Annotated in this window: 25 protein-coding genes; 15 read left to right on the top strand and 10 right to left on the bottom strand. The window is 44.0% G+C overall.

The window, feature by feature from the left end; genetic code table 11:
- Nucleotides 1-164 precede the first annotated feature (164 nt).
- On the bottom strand, nucleotides 165-554 hold the full coding sequence (locus ACFPA1_RS27105) for a hypothetical protein (protein WP_378587759.1): 390 nt from the start codon (nucleotides 552-554) through the stop codon (nucleotides 165-167).
- 680 nt (nucleotides 555-1,234) lie between these two features.
- Between ACFPA1_RS27105 and ACFPA1_RS27100 the strand changes: the two genes are divergently transcribed.
- Nucleotides 1,235-1,423 (top strand): hypothetical protein, encoded by a 189-nt coding sequence (locus ACFPA1_RS27100; protein ID WP_378587756.1) that lies wholly within the window; start codon nucleotides 1,235-1,237, stop codon nucleotides 1,421-1,423.
- A 68-nt stretch (nucleotides 1,424-1,491) separates the two neighbouring features.
- On the opposite strand, the gene ACFPA1_RS27095 is transcribed toward ACFPA1_RS27100, so the two are convergent.
- Nucleotides 1,492-2,085 (bottom strand): HAD hydrolase-like protein, encoded by a 594-nt coding sequence (locus tag ACFPA1_RS27095; RefSeq protein ID WP_378587888.1) that lies wholly within the window; start codon nucleotides 2,083-2,085, stop codon nucleotides 1,492-1,494.
- Between the two features lie 331 nt (nucleotides 2,086-2,416).
- Here ACFPA1_RS27095 and ACFPA1_RS27090 point away from each other — a divergent pair, with 331 nt between their 5' ends.
- Nucleotides 2,417-4,285: a V4R domain-containing protein gene (locus ACFPA1_RS27090; protein ID WP_378587753.1), complete on the top strand. Its 1,869-nt coding sequence runs from the start codon at nucleotides 2,417-2,419 to the stop codon at nucleotides 4,283-4,285.
- Between the two features lie 75 nt (nucleotides 4,286-4,360).
- Here the strand turns inward: ACFPA1_RS27090 and ACFPA1_RS27085 are convergent, their stop codons facing one another.
- Nucleotides 4,361-4,828 carry a hypothetical protein gene (locus ACFPA1_RS27085; RefSeq protein ID WP_378587750.1) on the bottom strand — a complete coding sequence of 156 codons (468 nt, stop codon included), beginning with the start codon at nucleotides 4,826-4,828 and terminating at the stop codon, nucleotides 4,361-4,363.
- 219 nt (nucleotides 4,829-5,047) lie between these two features.
- Between ACFPA1_RS27085 and ACFPA1_RS27080 the strand changes: the two genes are divergently transcribed.
- The 7 genes from ACFPA1_RS27080 (at nucleotide 5,048) to ACFPA1_RS27050 (ending at nucleotide 11,830) form a co-directional block, all read left to right on the top strand.
- Nucleotides 5,048-6,232: an acyl-CoA dehydrogenase family protein gene (locus ACFPA1_RS27080; protein WP_378587747.1), complete on the top strand. Its 1,185-nt coding sequence runs from the start codon at nucleotides 5,048-5,050 to the stop codon at nucleotides 6,230-6,232.
- Nucleotides 6,233-6,289: 57 nt separating this feature from the next.
- Nucleotides 6,290-6,766 carry a flavin reductase family protein gene (locus ACFPA1_RS27075; protein ID WP_378587744.1) on the top strand — a complete coding sequence of 159 codons (477 nt, stop codon included), beginning with the start codon at nucleotides 6,290-6,292 and terminating at the stop codon, nucleotides 6,764-6,766.
- Between the two features lie 20 nt (nucleotides 6,767-6,786).
- Nucleotides 6,787-7,602 (top strand): adenylyltransferase/cytidyltransferase family protein, encoded by an 816-nt coding sequence (locus tag ACFPA1_RS27070; RefSeq protein ID WP_378587742.1) that lies wholly within the window; start codon nucleotides 6,787-6,789, stop codon nucleotides 7,600-7,602.
- Nucleotides 7,603-7,631: 29 nt separating this feature from the next.
- Nucleotides 7,632-8,615, top strand: coding sequence for a hypothetical protein (locus tag ACFPA1_RS27065; protein WP_378587740.1), 984 nt, complete (start codon nucleotides 7,632-7,634; stop codon nucleotides 8,613-8,615).
- Between the two features lie 37 nt (nucleotides 8,616-8,652).
- Entirely contained in the window at nucleotides 8,653-9,543 is an 891-nt protein-coding gene (locus ACFPA1_RS27060) for an alpha/beta fold hydrolase (protein ID WP_378587737.1), read from the top strand.
- Nucleotides 9,544-9,642: 99 nt separating this feature from the next.
- Complete coding sequence (locus ACFPA1_RS27055; protein ID WP_378587735.1) at nucleotides 9,643-10,434, top strand: 2-keto-4-pentenoate hydratase; 792 nt, start codon at nucleotides 9,643-9,645, stop codon at nucleotides 10,432-10,434.
- Between the two features lie 94 nt (nucleotides 10,435-10,528).
- Nucleotides 10,529-11,830 carry an MFS transporter gene (locus ACFPA1_RS27050; protein WP_213146309.1) on the top strand — a complete coding sequence of 434 codons (1,302 nt, stop codon included), beginning with the start codon at nucleotides 10,529-10,531 and terminating at the stop codon, nucleotides 11,828-11,830.
- 71 nt (nucleotides 11,831-11,901) lie between these two features.
- Here ACFPA1_RS27050 and ACFPA1_RS27045 read toward each other — a convergent pair whose 3' ends face one another.
- Nucleotides 11,902-12,432, bottom strand: coding sequence for a DinB family protein (locus tag ACFPA1_RS27045; protein ID WP_213146310.1), 531 nt, complete (start codon nucleotides 12,430-12,432; stop codon nucleotides 11,902-11,904).
- Between the two features lie 63 nt (nucleotides 12,433-12,495).
- On the opposite strand from ACFPA1_RS27045, the gene ACFPA1_RS27040 reads away from it, so the two are divergent.
- Nucleotides 12,496-12,900, top strand: coding sequence for a DUF2809 domain-containing protein (locus ACFPA1_RS27040; protein WP_338088334.1), 405 nt, complete (start codon nucleotides 12,496-12,498; stop codon nucleotides 12,898-12,900).
- Between the two features lie 578 nt (nucleotides 12,901-13,478).
- Here ACFPA1_RS27040 and ACFPA1_RS27035 read toward each other — a convergent pair.
- The gene (locus tag ACFPA1_RS27035; RefSeq protein WP_378587731.1) at nucleotides 13,479-14,966 is read right to left on the bottom strand and encodes a carboxylesterase/lipase family protein; all 1,488 of its coding nucleotides are present in this window, start codon (nucleotides 14,964-14,966) and stop codon (nucleotides 13,479-13,481) included.
- 224 nt (nucleotides 14,967-15,190) lie between these two features.
- On the opposite strand from ACFPA1_RS27035, the gene ACFPA1_RS27030 reads away from it, so the two are divergent.
- Together ACFPA1_RS27030 and ACFPA1_RS27025 are read left to right on the top strand one after the other, a co-directional pair.
- Nucleotides 15,191-15,691 (top strand): RNA polymerase sigma factor, encoded by a 501-nt coding sequence (locus tag ACFPA1_RS27030; RefSeq protein ID WP_378587729.1) that lies wholly within the window; start codon nucleotides 15,191-15,193, stop codon nucleotides 15,689-15,691.
- Entirely contained in the window at nucleotides 15,688-16,458 is a 771-nt protein-coding gene (locus tag ACFPA1_RS27025; protein WP_378587727.1) for a hypothetical protein, read from the top strand. The genes ACFPA1_RS27030 and ACFPA1_RS27025 overlap by 4 nt, the downstream gene beginning before the upstream one ends.
- A 64-nt stretch (nucleotides 16,459-16,522) precedes the next feature.
- Here the strand turns inward: ACFPA1_RS27025 and ACFPA1_RS27020 are convergent, their stop codons facing one another.
- The 5 genes from ACFPA1_RS27020 to ACFPA1_RS27000 form a co-directional block, all read right to left on the bottom strand.
- Complete coding sequence (locus ACFPA1_RS27020; RefSeq protein WP_378587725.1) at nucleotides 16,523-17,119, bottom strand: M15 family metallopeptidase; 597 nt, start codon at nucleotides 17,117-17,119, stop codon at nucleotides 16,523-16,525.
- 258 nt (nucleotides 17,120-17,377) lie between these two features.
- Nucleotides 17,378-18,169, bottom strand: a complete 792-nt coding sequence (lsrF, locus tag ACFPA1_RS27015) for a 3-hydroxy-5-phosphonooxypentane-2,4-dione thiolase (RefSeq protein WP_378587885.1) — start codon at nucleotides 18,167-18,169, stop codon at nucleotides 17,378-17,380.
- 8 nt (nucleotides 18,170-18,177) lie between these two features.
- On the bottom strand, nucleotides 18,178-18,537 hold the full coding sequence (locus ACFPA1_RS27010) for a cupin domain-containing protein (protein ID WP_378587722.1): 360 nt from the start codon (nucleotides 18,535-18,537) through the stop codon (nucleotides 18,178-18,180).
- A 24-nt stretch (nucleotides 18,538-18,561) separates the two neighbouring features.
- Nucleotides 18,562-20,127, bottom strand: a complete 1,566-nt coding sequence (gene lsrK, locus ACFPA1_RS27005; protein ID WP_378587719.1) for an autoinducer-2 kinase — start codon at nucleotides 20,125-20,127, stop codon at nucleotides 18,562-18,564.
- A complete protein-coding gene (locus ACFPA1_RS27000) occupies nucleotides 20,128-21,075 on the bottom strand; it encodes a sugar-binding transcriptional regulator (RefSeq protein ID WP_378587717.1) in 948 nt (315 codons plus the stop codon).
- A gap of 250 nt (nucleotides 21,076-21,325) precedes the next feature.
- Here ACFPA1_RS27000 and ACFPA1_RS26995 point away from each other — a divergent pair, with 250 nt between their 5' ends.
- Genes ACFPA1_RS26995 through ACFPA1_RS26985 form a run of 3 tightly spaced genes read left to right on the top strand, consistent with a single transcriptional unit; the run spans nucleotide 21,326 to nucleotide 24,811 of the window.
- Entirely contained in the window at nucleotides 21,326-22,831 is a 1,506-nt protein-coding gene (locus ACFPA1_RS26995; protein WP_378587714.1) for a sugar ABC transporter ATP-binding protein, read from the top strand.
- Nucleotides 22,828-23,841: an ABC transporter permease subunit gene (locus tag ACFPA1_RS26990; protein WP_378587712.1), complete on the top strand. Its 1,014-nt coding sequence runs from the start codon at nucleotides 22,828-22,830 to the stop codon at nucleotides 23,839-23,841. Before ACFPA1_RS26995 ends, ACFPA1_RS26990 begins: the two co-directional genes overlap by 4 nt.
- Entirely contained in the window at nucleotides 23,825-24,811 is a 987-nt protein-coding gene (locus ACFPA1_RS26985) for an ABC transporter permease (RefSeq protein ID WP_378587709.1), read from the top strand. The genes ACFPA1_RS26990 and ACFPA1_RS26985 overlap by 17 nt, the downstream gene beginning before the upstream one ends.
- Nucleotides 24,812-24,816 lie beyond the last annotated feature (5 nt).

Genomic DNA, 24,816 nt, shown 5'->3' with positions numbered 1-24,816 from the left:
ATCCAATATTTGTCGGACGTAACTCAGTCGCAGGGTACCGCTGGACCGGGTTTAGATGGATGTATTCTGGAATAAGCCTCCGGCAAATTCAATCGTTTACTTGTGTTTAAACACATGGGGAAGGTTCTCATGCTTGTGAATTATGAGAACCTTCCCCGAGTGTGTTACATTACTCTTCTGTTAATGACGGTGCAACGTCTTGCACCCCTGTTGATTAAGCTGCGTGCCTGTGCTAATGTGATTGGGACAAAAACTGCTCGGTCCACGTTGTCTTCTACATCAAACAAGGCAAATGCTTCTCCGTCAACAATGAATACACAAATGAATTCCACCTCTAGATCATCAGATCTTGGACGGCTGGATACAATTTCACAAAGCTCAACGCCTGCATTCAATAATACTCTTGCTTCTCGGCGGGAAATTCGAATAAACACGAATTCTTCGAATTCAACACCATTTGCCTCCACTTCAATCTCCACTACAAGAAAAAAGCCATTTCTCCTGGTTTGTAGTATACAATTGGCACCAATTGAAACAACATCCCCCATACTCATATTCCTCCACCCCCTTTGTACTATTAAATTCCATAGCGAACGGAAGGTGTGGACAAAGTAAAATTAATTTTTTGTTTGTTATGCCAAATTTTCACCTTAAAAATGGCTTAGTGAAATGACTCCTAGCAAGTAAAGAATGACTGCAATATATGCAGGTAGTAAGTGGACAAAATCGGTATAGCTCCAAATACCCGTACCCGATAAATAGGAAAATTCCAAGGAAACCAATAATCCCCGCGATATTCACTGATTTCTTGCCCAATGCAGGCCAAGCCTTATGCCATGCCTCGCCGACTGCATATAAATGAATATGATAATTTAGCTTTTGGGGGAAAAGAAAAACAAATGCCCCAGTCTACTGAGCCATTTGCTTGTACAAAAAAAGAATGTAAAGTTTGAGGACCAATTTCATTTAAGGATAGCTTTTTCTACGGTTCATCTTGGAAGACAGGAACAATAAAGTATCGGCTCCTCCTACGCCAAATACCGTGATGGCCACGCATGCCATCCCCTCTACTACATACTATAACGTTCCGATGTTAATAAACAGTGTTATAGATGTTATCAAATTGTTAAACCTGCATTAAAAAAATATGAATAGATGTTGAACAGTTTAAGTTAAGTATAGGTGATGCGGATCAGGAAAATAATATGAAAAACTCAATAATGGAGGGCGGAAAATGGATCCCCAAGAAAACTTTAATAAAAAGAACCAGACTTCAGATAAAAGCGGTACCGAGCAGCCATTAATGTCAACGGGCACGACGGAGCCAGGCTTTGAGTGGGAAACAGGTAAACATGATTTTGCAGCTAAACCTAGAATCGGAAATGAGCCGATTGGTGAACAAGTTGACAATAATGGGGAGTAGTGAAGGACAAAATTGAGCTGCTGTAAGGTCAAAATGTCCTTTATACGCCGAACACGTAACCCCTTGATTCAATCTAAGGGGTTTTGTCTTTTTTTTATAAGAGGAGTAAGAACCATCGGAATAAAGTCCGAATAGCTATCAATATGAAAATCAGCCTCGATGTTACGATTTTGAAAAGAACAGGTTTTAATCTTCAATTCTCTTGCAGGAATTAAATCCAGTTCCCGGTCCCCAACCACCAAATCAATGTGATGGCTTTTAAGGACATATTCATATGACGAGCGATGAGGCTTTCTGGTAAAGCCTTGTTCTTCCACGGAAACAATGTCCTTAAAGTATTTTAATAAATCAAATTTCTCAAGCAGATAAAGGGTGGATTTCTTATCGCGATGCGTGACAATGACATTGCTCTCAACCGCTGCTAGAGCTTCCTCAACGTAATCAAAAGGCCTGCTGATCCTTTTGGAGAAATAATTAAAAGACTCTTGGTACTCACCCCTGCGACTCTCATCAATTCCATAATGTTTAAAGGCCGTTTTCGAATCCTTTTTCAGCCATTTTAAAACCTCACCACGGTCCAACTCTTGCCCAGACAACTGAACAAATCCTTCGACCAGTGCTGGATAGGTGTCAAAAAGCGTTCCGTCGAAGTCCCATAAAATGTTAATAAAGATCCCTCTTTCTAATCACTTTTCTCTACAGAGAGTACCATATGACCTTTTAAAGTGGACAAAAAGGGACACTACAATACTCTATTAACGTTTTTTCATTATTCTCCTCTTTATGGTGTTGGAATATTCCAAGTTCATAGTAAAGGCAGTATTAAACTTCCAGGTATAATTATTTTGATATATTCGAATTTTTCTAATAGAATAATAGTATATGTTTGCGCTTACAATCCTAAGTTTTGTAATTAGCGGGCAAATAATAGGCAAGTCGCAATTTCCTTTTTTAATGAAATGTTCACTTTATTATCAAACAGGATGTGATGGCATGAGCGTTAGAATTTCAGCAGAAAATTATAGCCAAGAGGCCGTTATAGAAGACCGCAAGATTATCACATCTGCGTCCGTTTTCGGGATTCTAAGGCAGCAGCTTGCAAAAAATATTGGCATTAAACGGATTAAGGGATTCTTGTTTCATTATGGCTGGGAAATGGGTGTCAAAGTGGCGAAAGAAGCCCTCGAATCCGGATCATCGTTGGAATATCTCATTAAACATGGACCGATTATTCATATCCAAAATGGCCATATTAGCGGGATTAAACATGATTGCACCTATGAATTAGATAAAAATAAGAGAATCAAGAATTTTTATTCCTATGGAACTTGGTACGATTCCTATGAGGCTGTCGAGCATCTAAAAGGAATCGGAAAGTCAAATGGTCCCGTGTGTCATACACTGATTGGTTTTGCGAGCGGTTTTATGTCAACGATATTTGGGGAGACACTTTTGGCGAGAGAGACCACATGTGTAGGTAAGGGAGATTCAGAGTGCCGCTGGGTGATAAAGCCAAAGAAAGAATGGGAACAGGAACTTCAGGAAGAGGATGCACTCGATTTTTACAATGAAACCCCAATTGTAAAAGAACTTGAGTTGACCTATGATCAATTGCTTGACCAGAAAAATGTCGTCACCCGTTTAGCCCATTTCCAAAATCAGTTAACTGAAGAAATTATCAACGGCACTGACTTGCAAACCATTGCCGACATGGTCTATGAGACGGTAAGAATCCCGATTATTGTTGAAGATGCGGTCCATAGCACGATTACCTATTCAGGCTTGGAACAAGAACAATATTTACTTTTAAAAACTGATATGGAAAATTACCTTCAAAAAACACAATTTCACACAAACCCGCTATTGCCTTTTAGAAAAAAAATCATCAAAACATCCATTCAACAACGTCTGATTACGCCGATTCTATTACAAAAAGAAGTCATCGGTTATTGTTCCTTTCTCTATGAAGATATCAACAATCATTATCATGAAGAAGATTATTTGTTTTTAGACCGGTTTGCCAATGCAGCCTCACTGATTCTCTTAAATGAAAAAACGAAGTTTGAGACATTTGAAAGAATGAAAGGGAGTTTCCTGGAACAAATCCTGGAGGGGCGACTTCCTGCCAGTGAGATCATTAAGCGGGGGAAATATACGGGCGTAAACCTCGAGCAAAACTATTATATAGCCGTAATGGAATATCGGAAATCCCAAGGCTCGATTGAAGATGACTTTCTTTTAGAGGAACAAATTTTTGAATCGACATTCCGTTATTTTAAAAATAAAAAGCATAATATCTTGGCTGGCCACCGGGAGGGCAGTATGGTTTTATTAATCACAACGGAGACTATCCAAAACAAGCCAATCGATGATGTCATGCAACAATACTTCGATTATATAAATCATAAATTTCCCCAAGGTCATTTTAAACTGGGCATTAGCCGCCTAGGCGAGGATATCGGCCAAGCGTACAGATGTTATGAGGAAGCGGCCATTGCGATAAGATTAGCAGTCAAGAAGAAGATTGTGCCGTTCCAATCATTAGGAATTGTCGGGGTGCTGATTAACTCGAAGAATATCAGCGGAATCAAAATGATTGCCGAACAGGAGCTTGGTCCGCTTTATCGCTTTGAGGACCCTAAAATGCTGGAACTACTGAAAACATTGTATAGCTTTTTGTTGAACGGAGGTAAGCTCGAGCAAACCATGCAGGACCTGACCTTGTCAATGAGCGGTCTCCGCCATCGCATCGGCCGAATTGAAAACTTGCTAGAAAAGGATATTAGAGAACCCCATGAAATGCATCAACTGCTTCTAATCATAAAGTCATTAATCGCAATAGGGGAAATTACATTTGACTAAATGCCATCCGGCTTCAATGCCGGATGGTTTTTTTGCGTTCTAATTTAAGGCTTTTCCTATTAGATTGTTGCTTTGTCACTTATACACTGCTTTAAGAAAGAGCGAATAGATTATTGCTTTGTATGGGTGCCCATAGTCATGAGAAATCAGGCGGTACGGTAACCAATAAGGGGAATGGATGCCCGAAGCCGGGAAAAACCCATCGGTACGGTAACCAATAAGGGGGATGAATGCCCGAAGCGAAGAAAACCCCGCCGGTACAGTTACCAATAAAGGGAATGGATGCCCGAATCCAAGAAAAACCCGTCGATACTGTAACCAATAAGGGGGATGGGTGCCCGAAGCGAAGAAAACCCCGCCGGTACGGTAACCAATAAGGGGAATGGATGCCCGAAGCCGAGAAAACCCCGCCGGTACGGTAACCAATAAGGGGAATGGATGCCCGAAGCCGAGAAAACCCCGCAGGTACGGTAACCAATAAAGGGGATGGGTGGCCATAGCAAAGGTCGGTTCGGTAAAAATTCCATGCTCTGTTTTACTCAAATTACTGCCTGATCGCCAATGAACAATTTTTGTCTATTTAATTTAAAAACATGAGCATTTGTTGTTCTAGTTAGAATATTTGAAATTATATTAAACTTTATTTACAAGTTGTTAATAGTAAAAACTTTGTCGAATTGCAAATGTAAGCGATGTCAAACCTTATTTATCAACGGACACGGTCCATAACAAAATTTTAAAAAATTTAAAGGGGTGTAGAAAATGGCAAGTCAATTAGTAAAAGGTGAAACTCTCACCGTAGAAGATTTACTAGCAGGTGCGGAACGAATCGGTCAACTAGCTGAACAGGAAGCAGCCGAAGCGGAAAAAAACGCCACCATTTCGCAAAACGTGGTGGACCTGATGAAAGAAACACAAATTGCACGAATGATGCTTCCAAAAAAATATGGCGGCCCGCAGGCAGATTTGAAAACGTTCGCAAAGGTCGTCCGTAAGGTAGCGAACTATAATATTTCTGCCGCATGGCTGACCTATTTGTACCCGCTTCACAACATGCTTCCAGCATTTCTTCCTGAAAAGGGAGCAGACGAAATCATCAATTCGGGCGGATTAATTGCCGATATCTTTGCTGCGTTAGGAAAAGCGGAACGGGATGGCGATGGCTACCGAATCAGCGGTAAGTGGAGCTTTGTCAGCGGAATCAACTATAGTGACTGGGTGGGAGTCGGGGTCATGATTCAGTTCCCTGACACCGAGAAGCCGGTGTACTGCCTGCCAATGTTAAAAACTTCCGAAGTGGAAATCGTCCATAATTGGGATACGTTTGGCCTGCGAGGTTCAGGAAGCAACCAAATTATTGCAGATAGTGTATATGTGCCGATGGAGCGCATCTTAAGGCTGGATCAAGCGGAGCTGACGAGAAGACCGCCTTTAGATGATTATGATACAGAATATCCTTTCTATCATGTTCCATTTTTCCCATCCTTCTATATTGGCTTTGGCTACATGGCACTTGGCGGGGCAGAGCGGATGCTGAAGGAATTCAAGACTCTTACCGAAAAACGTGTCCGCTTAATGGATGGCGTAAGGGAAAGCGAGTCACCAAGAAGCCAGCGGGTGTTGGCCGAAATGACAACAGATTTCCACGTCGCTGAATGCTTGATGGACAAATATATTGATTTGCTGGTGGACTATGAAAAAGACGGCTGCCAAACACCACCATCTGAATTCTTTGCGATTCGTACGAAAGCCATTAAGCTATGCGTGGATATTGCCGTCAGATCACTGTTGGTCCTGGGAGGAGGCGCATTGTATAAAGGCGGCCCAATGGAATTGTTCTTACGTGATATCATGGCTGTTGCTACACATAAAACTTCTTTATACGAAGATGCGGTCGCTGCATACGGCAAAGAACTGTTTGGCTTTGAGAGCGGCGTCAGGGGATAAATTTTACTAGTACATCATTGTCAGTTTAATAGAGCATTAAAAAGGAGGATTTTTTCAATGGATGATCGTCAATTTCGCACAGCAATGGGGAAGTTTGCAACTGGGGTGACGGTGATTGCAACCCAGGTAGATGGGGACATTCACGGAATGACAGCAAATGCGTTCATGTCAGTATCGCTCGATCCAAAGCTCGTTGTAGTTTCCATCGGTGAAAAAGCTAAAATCTTGAACAAAATCAAAGAAAGCAAGATTTTTACAGTAAATATCCTGGCTGCGGATCAGCAGGAATTATCCATGATTTTCGCTGGTCAGTTAAAAGATAAAGAAGTTACCTTTGACCGCCTTGATGGAAAGCCGGTATTGCCCGGGGCTGTGGCACAGGTTGCCTGCGAGGTATCCGCTGAGCATGTGGAAGGCGACCACACCTTATTTATTGGCAGAGTAACTGATATTCATCTTGAAGACAAGGAGCCGTTGATTTTCTACAGCGGCAAATACCGTTCATTAGTGGCTGAACAGCCGGTTTCAATCTAAAACCTTGAGAGGAGACCATTATGGAAACGATTCATTTAAACGAGCGCAATTTGGCAGAATGGCAGAAAAAGGCGAGTCCGAATGTTATGGCACTTGGCTGTTTCGATGGTCTCCATCAAGGACATTGTGCAGTTATCAAAGCTGCTCATCAAAAGGCGAAAGAAAAACAGGTGCGGCTTGCGGTCATGAGTTTCTTTCCCCATCCGAAAACGGTGATTTCAAAAGGAAAAGTTCACGTCCATTATTTAATGGGGCTTTCGGAAAAACAGGCAATGCTTCAGGAAATGGGCGTCGATACTTTTTATATTGTGGAATTTAGTCAAGAGTTTGCGGGTCTTTCGCCAGAGCAGTTTGTATCGGAATACTTGAATGGTCTTCAGGTTGTCCACGCTGTTGCCGGATTTGATTTTTCCTATGGCTCCCGCGGCGCCGGTCACTTAGACCGTTTGCAGCAGGACTCCGGCGGCCTCATTGATGTCACGAAGGTAGCGAAAGTGGAGCTGCGGGGAGAAAAAATCAGTTCCACTTGCATTCGGGAGCGGCTGTTAAGCGGGAAGGTCGCAGAACTTCCAGAGTTTCTTGGCAGATACTATGAGACGGAGTGCGAATGGAATGGAGAGACCTTCTTGCCGCAAGAACATTACACCCTCCCGTGTCCAGGCCGCTATCAGGTCGTGTTAAAAAATAAGGGCGGTGCAGTTTGTAAGGAAGTGACCGTCATGACGGATGGTACAACAATCATATCTACTGATGAGATTCCTTTATTTTTAAAAGGGAAGCTTTCAATTGTCTGGCAGCAGGAAATCACACAATCTAGGAAATTACGAATTTCTTAAAATTATGAATAGAAAAGGAGCGGAAGCAAATGGCTAAAATTGTTGCAGGTGTCGCGATGTCGCATAGTCCGATGATCATGACGAATGAAGCAGGGGCCGGTGAAAAGGGACAGAGGTTCATTAATACCGCGTCTGAAATGAAAAGGTATTTAGAAGATTCCGGTGCAGATGTGATTGTATTAATATCTGACGACCATTTTAACAGTTATTTCTATGACCATATGCCATCCTTTACGATTGGAATTGGCGAATGTGAAGGCTGGGGGGACTGGCAGATCCCTAAGTACCAAATCCCGGTCCAGCAGGAATTAGCGAAGCACATTCTTCACACCAGCCTGGAAAACGACGTTGATTTCGCGTTTACTTTAAAAATGAAGGTCGACCACGGGCATACGCAAGGAATTTATTTCTTAAATCCGGATTTGCAAATTCCAGTTGTTCCAATAGCGGTCAATACGTCAGCACCGCCGCTGCCAACGATGGACCGTTGTTTCCAAATCGGAGAAGTTGTCCGCAAAGCGATTGAATCTTGGGACCAGGATTTGAAGGTGGCGATTGTCGCATCAGGCGGCTTATCTCACTGGGTGCCGATTCCGAAAATTGAGAGCGAAAAGCCGGAGGACCAATTCTTGGTGAATGTTTTAAAAAATGGCCGCCAGGAAATTGAACAGCTTGACGAATATCTAAAATTGCGGGAAACCAATGTAACCAAACTTAAATCAGGTCCTGTTAATGAGCAGATTGACCGGGAGTTTTTGCGCTTGGTGACTGAGAAGGACTACACCACATTAAGAAACTGGAGTGCGGCATTTATCGAGGAGAACTTGGGTAACGGCGGCCAGGAAATCCACAACTGGCTTGTGCTGCTTGGCGTATTGCAGAACTTTGATGCAAGTGTGGCATGTTATGAGCCGATTCCGGAATGGGTAACGGGTATGGCGATTGTTCAATTCAGCCAGCCGGTTGACCAGAAACAGCCGAACACATCAGCCCAGCAAGAGGTCAGCGTTTAATAGTTGCATGCAAATTTTTACACAAGGGGAGATCGAGATGACAATCTGGACAGAATTAGCTGATTTAGAATATAAACTTTATTATGTAGATGCGAATGGGATCAAAACAAGGGTGCTTGAATCCGGAAATGGGGAGCCGTTGATTCTTCTGCATGGCACAGGTGGTCATATTGAAGCCTATGCACGAAACATCAGAGGCTTAAGAGAAAACTTTCGTGTCATTGTCATCGATATGGTCGGACACGGCTATACAGCAAAGCCGGACCGCCAATATGGCATTGATTTTTACAGCGAGCATTTATTAGGCGTGATTCAAGCATTAGGCTTATCAGAAGTATTTCTTTCAGGTGAATCGTTAGGCGGCTGGGTAGCTGCTTGGTTTGCGGCCGAGCATCCGGAATATGTGAAAGCAATGGTGCTGAACACGCCAGGCAACGTCAATAACAAGCCTGAAGTTATGCAGCGGCTGAAGGATTCCACTTTAAAAGCCGTTCTGGAAGCAAACTACGAAAATGTGAAAACCAGACTTGAGTGGTTAATGTACGATAAGAGCCAGGTAACTGATGAACTGATCGAATCCCGCTACAAAATTTATACACAGCCTAGCTATCAAGAAGCGGTTCATCATATCGTCTGCCTTCAGGATATCGAAGTACGCAAACTCTATAGCTGGGATCCGTCATGGTGCGGCAAAATCAACGTACCAACATTGCTGGCCTGGACGGATCACGACCCAACTTCAACTGTTGAGGAAGCAAAACCAATCCAGGATATGATTCCAAACAGTGAATTGGTTGTTATCAAAGATGCAGGACACTGGCCGCAATGGGAGAAACCAGAAGAGTTTAACGCTGTTTTAACAGACTTTTTATTAAAAAACAACAATGAAGCAGCCAAGCAGGAAGACTCGGCGGTAGCAGCAAAATAATCTGACAACATTTGAGAGCACTATTGAGTTGATTCATAGTTTCACAGGATTTTGAATCTAACAAATAGTGCTCTATTTTTAATTAAAGGAGTTTTTTCAATGAGTAATCAAGTCATTCATCGAGTTCAGCGTGTTTACGAGCTGCTGAAGCAGGCAGAAGAATCCAAGAAATCAATCCCTCCGCTAACTGAAACGTATCCTGATTTGAAAATTGATGAGGCCTATCAGGCCCAGCTGCAAATTATTGGTCAAAAGGTGCAAGCAGGGCAGAAAATCGTCGGGAAGAAGATTGGCTTAACCTCAGTTACCATGCAAAAGCTGCTGGGTGTCGATCAACCGGATTACGGTCATTTGCTGGACACAATGGAAGTAAGCAATCAAGGAACGATCCTGTTAGATGATTTGTTCCAGCCAAAAGTGGAAGGTGAAATTGCCTTTATCCTAAGCAAGGATTTAACTGGACCAAATGTTACGGTAGAGGATGTTTTGGCAGCGACAGCGTACATCGCTCCTGCTTTGGAGATTGTCGACAGCCGGATTACCGATTGGAAGATTACCTTAGCAGACACGGTTGCCGATAACGCGTCAAGCGGAATGTTTGTCATTGGCGAGGAGCGCTATGCTGTATCAGATATTGACCTGCCATCGATTGAAATGAAATTATTCAAAAATGGCGAGCTGGTCAATACAGGTTATGGCTCGGATGTTTTGGGACATCCCGCAACTTGTGTCGCCTGGCTCGCCAATAAATTATCCGAGTACAACGTGGTTTTGAAAGCGGGAGAAGTGATTTTATCCGGTGCACTTTCCGCAGCGGTTGTGGCCGAAAAAGGGGATCGGTTCACGGCTGGATTTTCACATATCGGGAAAGTAGAAGTTTCATTTAAGTAAAAAGGGGAAAGGACCTTTCCATTTAAGGGAGTGGAAGGGTCCTTATTAAAGCACTTTAATATGGGAGAAATGAGAAATTGAAGGAGGTCCGTATATGGAGCAAAAGAAAAGTGGAGTTTCGAAAAAAACATGGGTCATTATTTTTCTATTATTTTTATTAACGGTGATTAGTAATGCGGATAAGGCGATTATTGGGTTTGCTTCAGTTCCGATTATAAAGGAGCTGGGACTAAGCCCAGAGCAATGGGGTGTGGTGGGCAGTGTGTTCTTCCTACTGTATTCTCTGTCAGCTATTTTAGGGGGCAGCCTGGCGGATAAAATCGGCGCCAAAAAAGTCATTGTCGGTATGGTCGCTGTTTGGTCGATTGTTCAATTTTCCACCATCTTTGTCAGCAGTTTTACTTATTTGTTGGTAACAAGGATTATTTTGGGTGCTGGGGAAGGTCCATCCTATTCCTTGGCGATGACAGCAGCTTCAAAGTATTTGCCTAAGGAAAAATTGGGGATCGGTTTAACGCTTGTTTCAGTTGGCGGGCCGCTCGGTGTCGCGATATCAGCACCGATTTTAATGCATCTTATTATGAACTTTGGCTGGCGTTCAGCATTTATCGCGACAGGGGCAGTTGGGTTTCTGTGGATTGTTGCGTGGTTATTTAGCGCTAAAGAGAAAGCGATTACACAGGGGGAACCTGCCCCAGCAAAAGGCACTGTCTCTTCCGTAGCTGTTCAGAACGAATCAAAATTCACCTCTGTGCTATTTTCGAAAAACTTTATCTTTGTTGCTCTATGCGGATTTGCGACTTATTGGTCATTTACGATTGGACTAAACTGGCTGCCAAACTATCTGGAAAATGTCCGCCATCTAAGTAAAGAAACATTAAGTATCGTGGTGGCACTGCCATGGATTATGATTACATTATCGCAAATCACGTTCTCATCCATTTCGGACCGTATTTATCATAAGACGAACAGCATGGTGAAAGGCCGGATTTTTGTCCTTGGACCTGTTATGGCAGCAGGGGCTGTCTGCTACTTCCTGGGGACACTAGTCAGCTCGAATATTTTAGCGATTACCTTATTGTCACTCGGGTTAACATTTGGATGTATTACTCTTGTTATGGGACCAGCCATATTAGTGGACTTGGTTTCACCTAGACACCAAGGGAAAATTCAAGGCTGGTTTATGGCTTTGACCTCTCTGGGCGGCATTGCCGGTCCATATGTAACAGGGTGGCTGATTGGACATTCAGCCAATCCGGCAGCCGGCTTCCATCACGCATTCCAAGTCTGCGGCTTGATTCTCCTTGTGTTCGGCGGTTTAGTGTGGCTGGCAGTTCGTCCGAAACATTATGAAAATCCATCAACATTAAATACAAATCCATCAAAGGTCGTATAAAATGGTTGTTTAATTGAATGAAGGGCACCTTCCGTTTTAGGGAGGTGCCTTTTTTCCATTATATATATTTGTTATTCCTTCAAATTAAGTATTCCTAAATACTTCTGCCAAGGTCCAACGTCCGCCCTATACCTCTTGGCCATTACCCGGACTATTTGAGAAATATGAGTCAAATCATGCACAACCCATGTAGAGAGCAGCTCACGGACCCGCACCCTACCAAATGCAGGGTGGAAACCTGTTAATTCAAGCTGCACTTCTGAGACAACCAGTGATCTCAGCTTAGTTATATTCATAGATCTAATCTCTTGAAAATCCCTAAAAACATTCTTCAGCGATCTTTCAGAATCATTTTTAAGATGCGAAAATCGGTCGAATTCGGGAAATGCTGTATCCTTATTTCCCTCGAGAATAAACTCCAACCTCGGTATCCAATTGGTTTTCTCAGCCTCAATGAGGTGCTCGACAACTTGCCTTGCATTCCAGGTTCCTTCGCCTTCATTGCATTGAAGCCAGCCATTGGATATCCCAGACAAAAAATACTCCAATGTTTTCGGTGTACGCTCCAAGACCTCAATCGCTTCCTCTATGTTAAAATTCATATAACGCCTCCATGGTAGTAAAATCTTGTTTCTAGTATTAATACTTATAAAAAACATAAAAGAGTGATTCCATTGCTTTCTAAAAAAAGAGTAATTTATTCAATAACGATTTTGGTGGTTATTATACTTGGCCTTGCCTCCAGAAAATACAGCCATATGCTGCCGCCATTTCTAGCCGATAACGCCGGGGATGCGTTGTGGGCCATGATGGTATATTTAGGATTCCGCTTTTTGCTGTTCCGGAAAAGAATTCTCACCGCCCTGTTGCTCAGCTTAATTTTTAGTTTCGGGATTGAATTCAGCCAATTATATCAGGCCGGCTGGATTAACCAGATTCGGGGCACCGTGCTCGGGGCGCTGGTATTGGGGCATGGTTTTCTGATGGTGGATTTGCTTCGTTACACAATAGGTATCATGATTGGAAGTTTCATAGATAAGATGGCGCTAAAATTAACACACATCAGGTAAACCAGTACCTTTTGAAACGTATAAATGGTCTCGCCGGCTTTTATAAGGCAGGACCTTTTTTAATTCCGGCTGCACGTGCAAAACAGATGCCTTTATTTTTACCGAGAGCACTGTTTTCTTGCGCTCAAGGTCAAAATAGCCGTCCTATTTTTACCGGTAGTACTCTTTTCTTGGTCTCACGGGTAAAATAGGCGTTCTATTTTTACCGGGAGCACTCTTTTCATGTGCTCATGGGCAAAATAGATGGCCTATTTTTACCGAGAGTACTCTTTTCTTAGGCTCAAGGTCAAAATAGCCGTCTTTATTTTTACCGAGAGCACTGTTTTCATGGGCTCACGGGCAAAATAGAAGGCATTATTTTTACCGTGGCCACAGTTTTCTTGGGTTCACGGTCAAAATAGCCGGCTTATTTTTACCGAGAGCACTCTTTTTTTACGCTCACGGGCAAAATAGACCACCTATTTTTACCGGGACCACACTTTTCCTACGCTCGCGGGTAAAATAAATGCACAAAAGCAGTGCGTTTCTCAAATCCACACTGCTCTGCTTTTATAAGATTCCATTTTTCATAGAACCACTTACGGTTTCATTACCATTGCCGCTTGTTCCCATATCAACCGTTCGGCCCGGTTAGGGTCATTGACAACCGAACTCTCCAGATTAAAAATCATCGTTGGCCGGAAGTTCAAATCATACTTTGGCCACGAAGGAAGGGCGTCGGTATTTGGGTTACCGTTACGTGCAAAATTGATCCAGGCCTGGTGCATTTGATTCGATACCAACTGGCGTTCCGGCGAAGTACCCGTAAAGTTTGTAGTGTTCGGCTTATCCAGTGTGTTCCATACAAATGGAATCTCTAACGCATGTGTTGCTTTGAGGGCGCCGTCAAATACCGGTGTCTCCCAATCAAAGCGATACATCCAAACCGGAGCACCTTGATTACCCTGCAATTCTGCCAGTTTTTGCGCAGGGTATGTAAAAATATGAATGGTCAGCAGTTTATTGAATAGGTCTTGGCTTAGCGGTTCAGGATTAAAGTTTGCAATAAGCGGCACGAGCGGTCCAAAGGTTTTTTCAAAAATCGCCTTGACCTTTGCCTCATCTGCATCCTTCCACTCAGGGTCAAAGACACTGAAAATATTAAATTCATCCTTGTTGGTACCAATCAAAACTGGGATATCCTTTGCTGAACCCTCGGATATCGCCAGTTGTGGATGTTTTGGCAGGGATACACCATCAACAACCGGTCCCAAGCTCATTGACGGGAGAACATCAGCAGCTTGAAGCAGCTGTTCAACTGGTAATTCCTCCAATTTTTCCAGATTAGTAGGTTTTACTTGTAAAGCTGCTAGGATGGCGCCCGCTACTTTTGTTGCGGTTTCAGGAGGATGGACGTTTGCGGCTGCGCCGCTTTGCAGGATTGCTTTTTGGAAAAGACCTTGAGCAGAAGGGAATCCAAGCAATACTCCAACACTCATGGCCCCCGCCGATTCTCCAAAAATGGTTACGTTATTAGGGTCGCCGCCGAAAGCCGCAATATTCTCCTGCACCCAATGCAGTGCGGCAACCTGATCGAGGATGCCGCAGTTCCCGGAAGTGGCATATTCCTCACCGCCAATTTCACCAAGGTGAAGGAAGCCAAAAACCCCCAGCCGGTAATTAATTGTCACGACAACGACATCGCCTTGGGCAGCAAACGAAGCACCGTCATACCAATGGCTGGAACCAGATCCGGAAACATACGCACCACCATGAATCCAAACCATCACGGGCCGTTTTTTATCATCAGCTCCTGGAGACCAAACATTGAGATAAAGACAATCCTCGCTCACATTCGAGACGTCATTTCCGAAAAACTCCATGATTTCTCTTTGTGTCTGAGGGGCAACAGGGGAAAATGTGGTTGCATCCCGAACACCTTCCCAAGCATCCGGCAGCTCTGGAGCCCGGAACCGAAGCGGGCCGACCGGCGGTTTTGCAAAGGGGATCCCTTTCCAAGAATAAACACCATCAATCTGTTCTCCCTGCAATTTACCGTAAACGCTTTCAACAATCGTATTGGACATGAACGTTCTCCTTTCAAACGATAATCATACTTATTAACTTTATTCGAGATGAAGGAGGGGTTTTCCTTTTATTTACATAGTGAAATAAAAATTTTTCACTAACCTGGCGTAAGTTTTCGTGTTAACCTAAGAAAATAAATATTTTGAAGAGTGAAATAAATAATTCCCTAATTCGACTAATTTGCGGGATTAAAAATCGGAGGAAAAATGGAGTTGACCAGCTGATGATTAGCAACACAATTTCGGAGTGGTTTTACTTGTACAACAAAGATATATACCACTTTTTAGTTTATTACATCGGGTCAAGTGATGTAGAAGATCTGGTGCAGGAAGTTTTTATCCGAGCGATTAAAGGCTTTGATACTTATCAGGGAAAATCAAGCCCTAAAACCTGGCTTTTTTCGATTGCGCGCCATGTGGGAATAGATGAAATTAGAAAAAGGAAACGGTTAAGGATGAAGCAAACGATTTGGTTCAAGGAGGAGCAAACGGATAAGGAAACACCGGAGAAAATTCTCCAATTAAATGAAAATAATAGGCTCCTATATCAAGCAATCCAATCTTTAAAAACAAATTATCGAGATGTCATCATCCTTAGAGGGATTAAAGAACTCACTGTATCTGAAACAGCATCCATTTTGAATTGGAATGAAAACAAGGTTCGAATAACCTATCATCGTGCGTTAAAGACACTACAAAAAAGTACTGGAGGATTTTCTCTATGAAAAATGATGAGAAATTTGATGATGTAGAGAGAAAAATTCGCTCATTACCAGAACCTGATTATGATAAACAGTTTACAAAAGATACCCAAGATAAAATCCATGAAAACCTATTACAATTTGCGAGTTCATATAATAACAAGAAAAGGGGAGCTGCAATAATGAAAAAGATGTTAGTAGGTGTAGCTAGTGTTGCTGCCTTCATGTTATTCGCCGTTCTAGCTATTCCGTTTATTGAGGATAAACTATCAAATTCTAATTCAAATACGCCAGGGCAACAAACGAAAGAACCTGTGACAATAGATAAAAACAAAGAGGAAAATGATAATAAGAACCCAGCTGATCCTAAATCAACAGATCTTAGTCTATATGAAAATACAGAATATGGATTTAGCTTTGCGTTACCGAAAAGTTGGGAGGGGTACCAGATTGTAACGGATACTTGGGAAGGTATATCTACTGAACAAAATAAAATAATCGAGAGTGGAAAAATCCTTTTAATTAGACACCCAGGTTGGACGGAGGCGAACCCGAGACAGGATATTCCGATTATGATTTTTACGCTTGATCAATGGTCTTCACTTGAAAAAGGGGAATTTCATATTGGAGCAGCACCTATTGGTCCAACAAAGCTGGGAGAAAATGATAAATATGTTTTCGCGCTGCCGGCTAGATATAACTTTGCATTTCTAGAGGGATATGAAGAAGTAGAAACCATTTTACAAAACCATCCACTTCAAACGAAAAATGTACCCAATAATGATAAATGAACACTAGTACTACTAAAGATTTTGACCAAGTATAACAACATCTGCAGGCGAATAGTGAAAATCACTATTCGCCTGAATTTGGTCCCGCAACCAAAGAGGAATCTGGTCTTTCCCCATTCTGCAGGTCAGCAATCGTTAAACCAAAATTCATCTCCAGGTGAGGGTAATCTTTGAATTTAGCCCAGTCTCCGCCCCATTCAAACCCCAGCTTTTTCGCCATTTGGACGACCTCGGTCCAATCGGATTTCGAGTTTCCATTCCGATCATATTCCCGGTCCCAAACCACATCTCCCGAAGGCGTCTTTAGCGCAAAATCAATCGCCAGTCCGTAATTGTGATAAGATTCGCCGCCCTTTGCATGGGTTACCACCGCTCCCTCTGCGGTACGGCCTTGTTCATAAAGACCGTCTTGCTCCTCGGCACTGCGAAACCCATCCGTAATGACCACGACAATCCCTTTTTTGGCAGCCCGCTGGATTAACTGATTGGTGCGCTCCTTTACGACAGGATGAAGTTCAGTCGGCATTGGAACATCCTTTGCAATCGCCGGTTTCGGAGTATCAGAATTCGTATTATTATAAAAGATTACCACTATGGTAATCACGAGAACTAATAAAGGTAATACTCGTTTTATTCGTATTCTTTTTCTTTTTCGTTTCAAAGCTCGAAGTTCCTTTCTTGTTTTTGAAAAATTATATCACTATAAAAGACGAATTGACGAGTCTAATAGTTTCATATAATCAGCAAATGGAAAAACTGGGTATTTTAACGCTATTTATTCCAAAATGTCGTGAGGACCGGAAATTATGTAGTGAGATCCATGAATTATGTCGTGAGAGGCACAATCTATGTAGTGAAAATTGACCAAATAAAAAGGGAGGGCCAGGTTTTGCCCTCCACACCAATTAATGCAACAACTTTAGCCCACCTTCACCCCCGTCAACTGCCCATACAACTCCAGCGCCTCACCAACCTTCAGTCCCTTATGCACAATCCCGTTAATCGCCTGAATCATCGCTTCCGGATACTCCGATTGCCAGATATTGCGGCCCATATCAACGCCCGCCGCCCCCTGATTCATCGCATTAAACGTAAGCTCCAACGCATCTTTAATCGTCTCCAACTTAGGCCCGCCGGCAATCACAATCGGCACTGGACAGGTCCCGGTGACTTTTTCAAACCCCTCACAATAATAGGTTTTAACAATATCCGCTCCCATTTCAGCAGCAATCCGCGATGCCAAGCCTAGGAACCGTGCGTCCCGCTTCTCTAGTTCATGCCCAACAGCGGTAATCGCCAACACAGGAATCCCGTACTCGTGGGCCTCGGTAACGACATTCGCCAAATTTGCCACCGTCTGCGTTTCATACTTAGAGCCGATAAACATTGAAACCCCGACACCAACCACATTATGGCGAATCGCTTCCTTAATCGGCGTCACAATAGTCTCATTGGAAAGGTCGCTCAGCACACTCGGACCGCCGGACACCCGCAACAGCATTGGCTTATTGACATCGGCGGGGATGCAGGAATCGAGTGTTCCCCTTGTCACAAATAACGAATCCGTATGAGGCAGCAGGCTACGAACGGTTTCGCCCGGTTTTTCCAGACCGTGAATCGGGCCGAGGAAGTAGCCATGGTCAATTGCCAGCATGACCGCCTTGCCACCCGGAAAGATTTGACTCATTCTATTTTGAAATCCCCAATTCATCTTCAAAATCACTCCTTCATCTTTGGATTTTCTACAATGACCGTGTCCCTTTCGCTGATATGCGGTGATTTAATAAACACCGCTTTAAAATCCACAGGGGATGTATTTTTTAAATAATGGGTTTCAAATGGCCGGACCTGCAGCATATCGCCAGGTTTGACATGCACAGGATCGCCGTCTATATAAATATCCATTTCCCCTTCAAGGATATAGAAAATTTCTTCGCAGGTCGTATGATAATGGTTTTCGTGGTCATCGCCCGGTTTTAACAACACCACGCCAATATCTACATTGGGTCCTTTTCGTAAGTACTTCGGCCCGTGGGTGCCATAACGGTATTCCAGGTTTTCTTCGTTCACATGAAACATTGCCGTTTCACCCCCTTTCAAAAATTAAACACTCAACCCGGGTGCCATCCACATGTGGTTGGTTTTTCCCGAATCGGCTAATCGCAGTTGCTCGGCATAAACCTCACGCCAATTTTCATATAGTAATAGATACCGAGCACGGTTATCCATATTAGGATAGTGAACCCGTTCCCACTTCACTAGCCCCGAAATAGCAGTCTCAAGATCTAAAAACAAACCAGCCCCCACCCCAGCCATAATCGCGGTACCGAGGGCGGCCGCTTCTTTTTCGACAGGTATCCTAACAGGAATGCCAAGAACATCCGCCAATGTTTGGCTCCAAAGCTTACCTTTGGAAGCACCTCCGGCAAAAATAGCCTCCGTAGGGTAGTGCCCGGTGACCTCCTCGACAATCTTCAGGTTGCCATAGGTCACAAGGCAGGCGTTTTCCTGGATCGACTTAAACATTTCTTTTTTACCGGTTTTGTTGGGATCAATAGTGAGATTAAGGAAGGAGGGGGCTGCATGCCGCCATGAGATGTAATCCATGACGTCTGAGAATATTGGGATAATGCCGTTTGAACCGACAGGAACGTCCTTGGCCTTTTCTTCTAAAATTTCATATGCATCGCGGCCCGTTTGTGCGGCTTCCATTTTTTCAAGCTCACAAAAAGCATCGCGGAACCATCTCATCACAAGGCCGGGGAAGAAGGCAATAGTTTCTATCTGCCATAAATCCGGCACAGCATGGCAATTCACGCGGATTCGGCTGTCAGGGTCGGTCATCGCTCCCTTGATGTTGATTTCCTGCTGCCAAAAGCTGCCTCCGCATATAAACGTTTGGCCGTCACCAATGGCGCCGACGCCAACGGATGCAAGCTGGGCATCTCCGCCGCCGCTAAAAACGGGCGTGCCTTTTGCTAGTCCAGTAGTATGAGCGATTGATTCGGGAATGGTTCCGAGTAGAATACCTGCTTCGTTTACGGGAGGGAAGATGTTGTTTTTCAGCTGACAGGCTTCGGCAATGGCTGGTGTCCAAGCGCGATTTTTCAAATCAAAAAGTCCGGTGGTACAGCCGTTAGAGGGGTCTACTTGAAGTTTATTGGTGAGTTTAAAGAGAATCCAATCATTGATCATCGTTAGGTAGGCGACTTTTTCATAGGTTTCCGGCTGGTTGTTTTTAATCCAGAGCAGACGGGGGAGGGCTCCTAGGGCAAATGTTTGTCCGGATAATTCATAGAGTCGTTTCTCAAGCAAGGGGTCGCCGTTTTTAAGCTCTTTGGCTTCTGCCATCGCTCTGGCATCGACATTGGCGCACGCCCAAATTTCTTTTCCGTTTTCGTCATAGAGGACAAAGCCCTCGCGCATGCTTGTGGCACTAATCGCTTTAATGCTGCTTGGGGGAACGCCGGACCGCTCCAACACCTGGGAGATGCAGGTTTGGATGATCTCCCAATTTCGGTTTACATCAAAATCCATCGAGCCCGGATAGCGCGGGTCTTCCAAATGCGTCCATTCGTATTGCGAGACTGCCACTTGCTTGCCCGCTTTGTCAAAAAGAACAGCTCTCACACTGCCAGTGCCGGCATCAAAAACCAGGATATACTCCATTTAAAAAGCAGCCTCCTTTTTCAGTAGTGAAGCAGCGGTTTCTTCATCGGTAATCAGGGTATCGATGTAACCTCCTTTCAACGCACCGAAGATGGCCTCCACTTTATGCGGACCGCCGGCCACGCCGATGACATTTTTTAATTTTTTCAATGTATGAAGATGGGTGCCGATTAACCGGTTATGGTGCGGCAATTCCAGAAGCCCGCCTTTTGCATCAAAAAATTGGCCAAGAATGTCGCCGACGGCATTTTGATTTTTAATATAAAGCAGTTCGTTCAGGGTCATCTTTTCTTCTTTGATGATCGTCGAATCGGAGGACAAACCGCCAATCCCGACGACGGCGTGGTGGCACAAACTTGCCAAATCAAGTATATTTTCCACCGAAGGTTCTGATAACATATTTTTCGCCATTCTCTCCGAGGAGGCGAGAAACGGCGCCGGAATAACATGGATTCCGCCTTTAAATTTATCAAGGCCGCCCTCCATGGAGTAATCGCGCTTGTGAAAATAGTAGTTAACACCGCCAGTCAGAGTGACCATAGATACCTCGATGGCAGGGTCGATGGATAAAGCTTCAATGGTTCTCGAGGCGGCTTCGCCCCATCCGAACCCTATCAAATCATTGTTAGAAATGCAGTTTTCTAGATATTGAGCGGCGGCTTTAGATAAGGAACGGCTAAGGTTATTAGTAGGAGTTGGAATGACAAAGGCTTGAGGCAGCTTAAAGACGGAGACGAGGTCACGTTCGATTTCCAGACAATGGACCCCATGACCTTGGATATGAAATTGCACGATATTTTCGGCACGGGCGCGCTCGAGTAAACGAACAACTTTGTTTCTTGATAATTGGAGCCGTTCTGCGATTTCGGTCTGGGTGAGATTATCTTTGTAATAATACCAGGCGACCTTGACGAGGAGGTTTTCAGTGAACGCATCATTGTTCGTCATCTTCCTCAACCTTTCAACAAAAAATCATTCACGTAACAAATGTTCACTCTGATACTGAGTATAGGGGGATGGAAATTAAAAGTCAATTAATTTCAAAAATTATGAAAATTAAAAATAAACGTATTGACTCTGGGTATTTTGTCATTTAATATTTGGGTTGTAAGCGTTTTAGTAAGCTGACACAAAAGTTGCCGTCATAAAAAAATGTTTAGATAACTAGTGTGATAACCGGACAAGGCGGGTGATTGGAATGGATGACCAGCTGCTTCATATCCGGCAAATATACAAGCAATTTGCAGGGAACCCCGTATTAAAGGGTGTCGATTTAACCCTTCATCGAGGGGAGGTCTTTGCAATTGTAGGCGGAAACGGTGCTGGTAAGTCAACGTTAATGAAAATCATCACGGGATTATATCGTCCCGATCAAGGGCAAATGGTAGTGGAGGGCAGCGAAGTATTGTTTCACCAGCCATCCGATGCCCACAAACATGGAATCTATCTAGTCCCACAGGAACCACTAATCTTCCCCAATATGACGATTCGCGAAAACGTGACCATTGGTTTGCATGAGAATAAAGCCGAATGCGAGAGGCGGATTCAGCATTATCTCTCCGTCCTAGGCTGGAATTTGGATTTAAACCGCAGGGGCCTTAGCCTATCGATTGCGGAGCAGCAGCTGGTTGAACTGCTTAGAGGGTTAATCCGAAATGCCAAGATTCTGATCCTAGACGAACCAACCTCCACCCTAACCTTTAGTGAAATCAATTCTCTCTTTTCCACCATCAAAAAATTAACAAGCGAAGGCCTTGGCGTGTTTTATATTACCCACCGTCTTACGGAGATTTTTGAACTGGCTGATACCGTTGCTGTCCTTCGGGACGGCGTCATCTCGGCAAACGGGCCCGTCCGAGATTTTACTTATGAAAAATTGTTGGCAGGATTAATGCCGGAACAAATAGAAGTTTTGGCTCCGCCAGTGGAACGAATGGAGGCGCAACCTTCAGCCGGGCAGCATCGCCAACCAATTCTTTCCGTGAAAGATTTATCGGGCCACCGGTTTCAAAACATCAGTTTTGACCTATACCCCGGCGAAATTTTGGGAATCGCCGGCGTCGTCGGTGCAGGCCGGACGGAACTTGCCACTTCAATCTTTGGCCTTGAGCCATCGGATTCCGGAGATATTTTTTTAGAAAAGGAAAGTATTAAGAAGTATTCTTTGCGAGAACGGATTAACCGGGGTTTGGTGTATGTCCCTGAGGACCGCCACCAGCACGGCCTATTCTCCATTGCCTGCTTAAAAATGAACATCACATCAACAATCCTGCCAACATTCCGCAGCCTATTCCTCCCTTTTAAAAAAGAAAAAGCCATCGCCGCTCAAGCTATCAACAGCTTAAAAGTTGTCACTACAGGCCCCAGCCAAATAATCAGCAATCTATCTGGAGGCAATCAGCAAAAAATTGTTCTCTCGAAATACATGGAAACTGGTCCGAAAGTTATTATTTTGGATGAACCAACGCGCGGCATCGATGCCGGAGCACGCGGTGATATTTACAAGATGATCGACGACTTGAAGCACAAGGGGCTGGCGGTGATTCTCATCTCCTCCGATACCGAAGAAATCGTCCAACTCAGTGACCGGGTGCTTGTCATGCATGAAGGAAGGATGACGACAACGATAGCCAAAGATGACTTAACCATCGATTCCATCACTTCGGCCGCATTCGGGATCCAGAAGGAGTTGAAGGTACTATGAATCTCCTTTCAAAAATGATGAAGCAGCGGGAAATCTCGATTGTGGTTCTGATTGTTGTGTTTATAGCAATTGTAGGGATGGTGAATAGCAAGTTTGTAACAGGGAAAAGTTTGCTTTTGTTAGTGGAGAGCGCGATTATTTTGCTCATCCTGGCGGTCGGCCAGTCATTTGTTCTGTTAACGAGAGAAATAGATGTTTCGGTCGGGTCGACGATGGGGTTATCGGCAGCGGTTTGTGGCCTGCTGTTGACCAGCGGAGTTTCGGGCTGGGTTTCGGCTCTTGCGGTGCTCGCCGTTGGTGTGCTTGCCGGCCTGTTTAATGGTCTCGGAGTTGCCTATTTACGGATTCCCGCCATTATTATGACATTAGGAACATTAGGTATTTTAAGAGGTTTGATGATTATTTTAACAGGCGGAAAGTGGATTGAAGACATTCCGAATTATTTTAAAAAGCTGTCAGGAACGGATTTTATCGGGTTGCCGCTGCCTGTTTGGATTGGACTAGTGATTCTTGTTGCAGCCTATTTGGTTTTGCGTCTGACCAAGTTTGGCCGTTATTTCTATGCAGTCGGTGATAACGCTGATGGGGCAAGGCTGATTGGAATTCCTGTTTCCAAGGTGAGGGTTCTCGCCTTCGTGCTATCAGGTCTATCTGCTTCGGTTGCCGGGCTGATTTTTGTGATGAATATCGGTTTTGTTCCGAACCAAACCGGAAGCGGGATGGAGCTACAGGTCATTGCGGCGGCGGTATTAGGTGGTGTCAGCTTAAACGGCGGTCTCGGAACGGTGCTGGGAGCAGGGCTTGGGGCAATCTTTTTAACAGCCATTAACAGTTCATTAATTTATTTAAAAATTCCTGCCTACTGGAATAACGCCATTTCCGGGTTTTTATTGCTCGTCATTGTCATCAGTGACTCTAGGTTCCAAAGCTTTTTAACAAATAGCCAATTTAAAAAGAAGGAAACGGCTGAAGCGGAAGGAGGGGGTCAGGGCGATGAAGCTACTCTTTAGATGGGAGGGAGCACTTTTCATTTTTCTCATCCTTGAACTTATTTTCTTCGGCGTGATGAACCCCGACTTTTTAAATTTAACCAACTTGATTTTCAGCATGAATGATTATGTCTACATTGGACTAGCCGCGATTCCGATGACGTACGTGATTATTACGGGAGGCATTGATGTCTCCGTCGGGTCGACGATTGGCCTGACATCCATTATTATCGGGGTTCTTTGGATGAATGGGCTCAACATTTGGCTGGCCGTGCTGGTTGCCCTGTTGATTAGCGCCTGTGCAGGGGCCGTTAATGGCACCATTGTGGCGACGACGAATGTTCAGCCGTTAGTTGTGACGCTGGGAACGATGTTTCTTTTTTCCGGAATTGCTTTGGTCATATCCGGCGGCAGCAGTGCTTCCGGATATGAAGGAATCAGCGGGTTTCCAGATGGGTTTGTGACGCTGGCCAATGGAGAAACTTTCGGGCTACCCAATCCGATCCTTTTTTTTATAGGCTTTATGGTTTTCTTTGCGGTTATTTTGAATCTTACCCGGTTTGGCCGACAGGTTTTTCTGGTGGGGATTAATAGCAAGTCCGCCCGCTACAGCGGGATTCGGGTAAAATCGATATTAATTTGGTCTTATATCATAGCCGGTTTGGGAGGTGGTGTGAGTGGGCTAATCTTGACATCCTACTTCAGTTCCGCCAGGTCAGACCTCGGAACAGAAGCCGTGCTGCCTGTCATTACGGCAGTTGTTTTGGGAGGAACAAGTATTACAGGGGGCAAAGGTACAGTAGTCGGTACAGGAATTGCCAGTATTGTGATTGGTATGATGCAGTATGGCTTACAGATGATGAGTATGACCAGCCAAGAAACAAGTGTGGTTATTGGATTTTTGTTAATCATTGCCGTGTTACTCCGTTTAACCAATTGGGGGCTTTTTAAAAAGTTTCATATTAAAAAGGCAGAAGTGAAGGGGCCTTAAAAGGA

This window comes from Neobacillus sp. GCM10023253 (assembly GCF_042653105.1).
GTDB lineage: Bacteria > Bacillota > Bacilli > Bacillales > Cytobacillaceae > Neobacillus > Neobacillus citreus.
The sequence above is the reverse complement of the archived record's forward strand: the minus strand, read 5'-3'. Positions and strand labels throughout refer to the sequence as shown.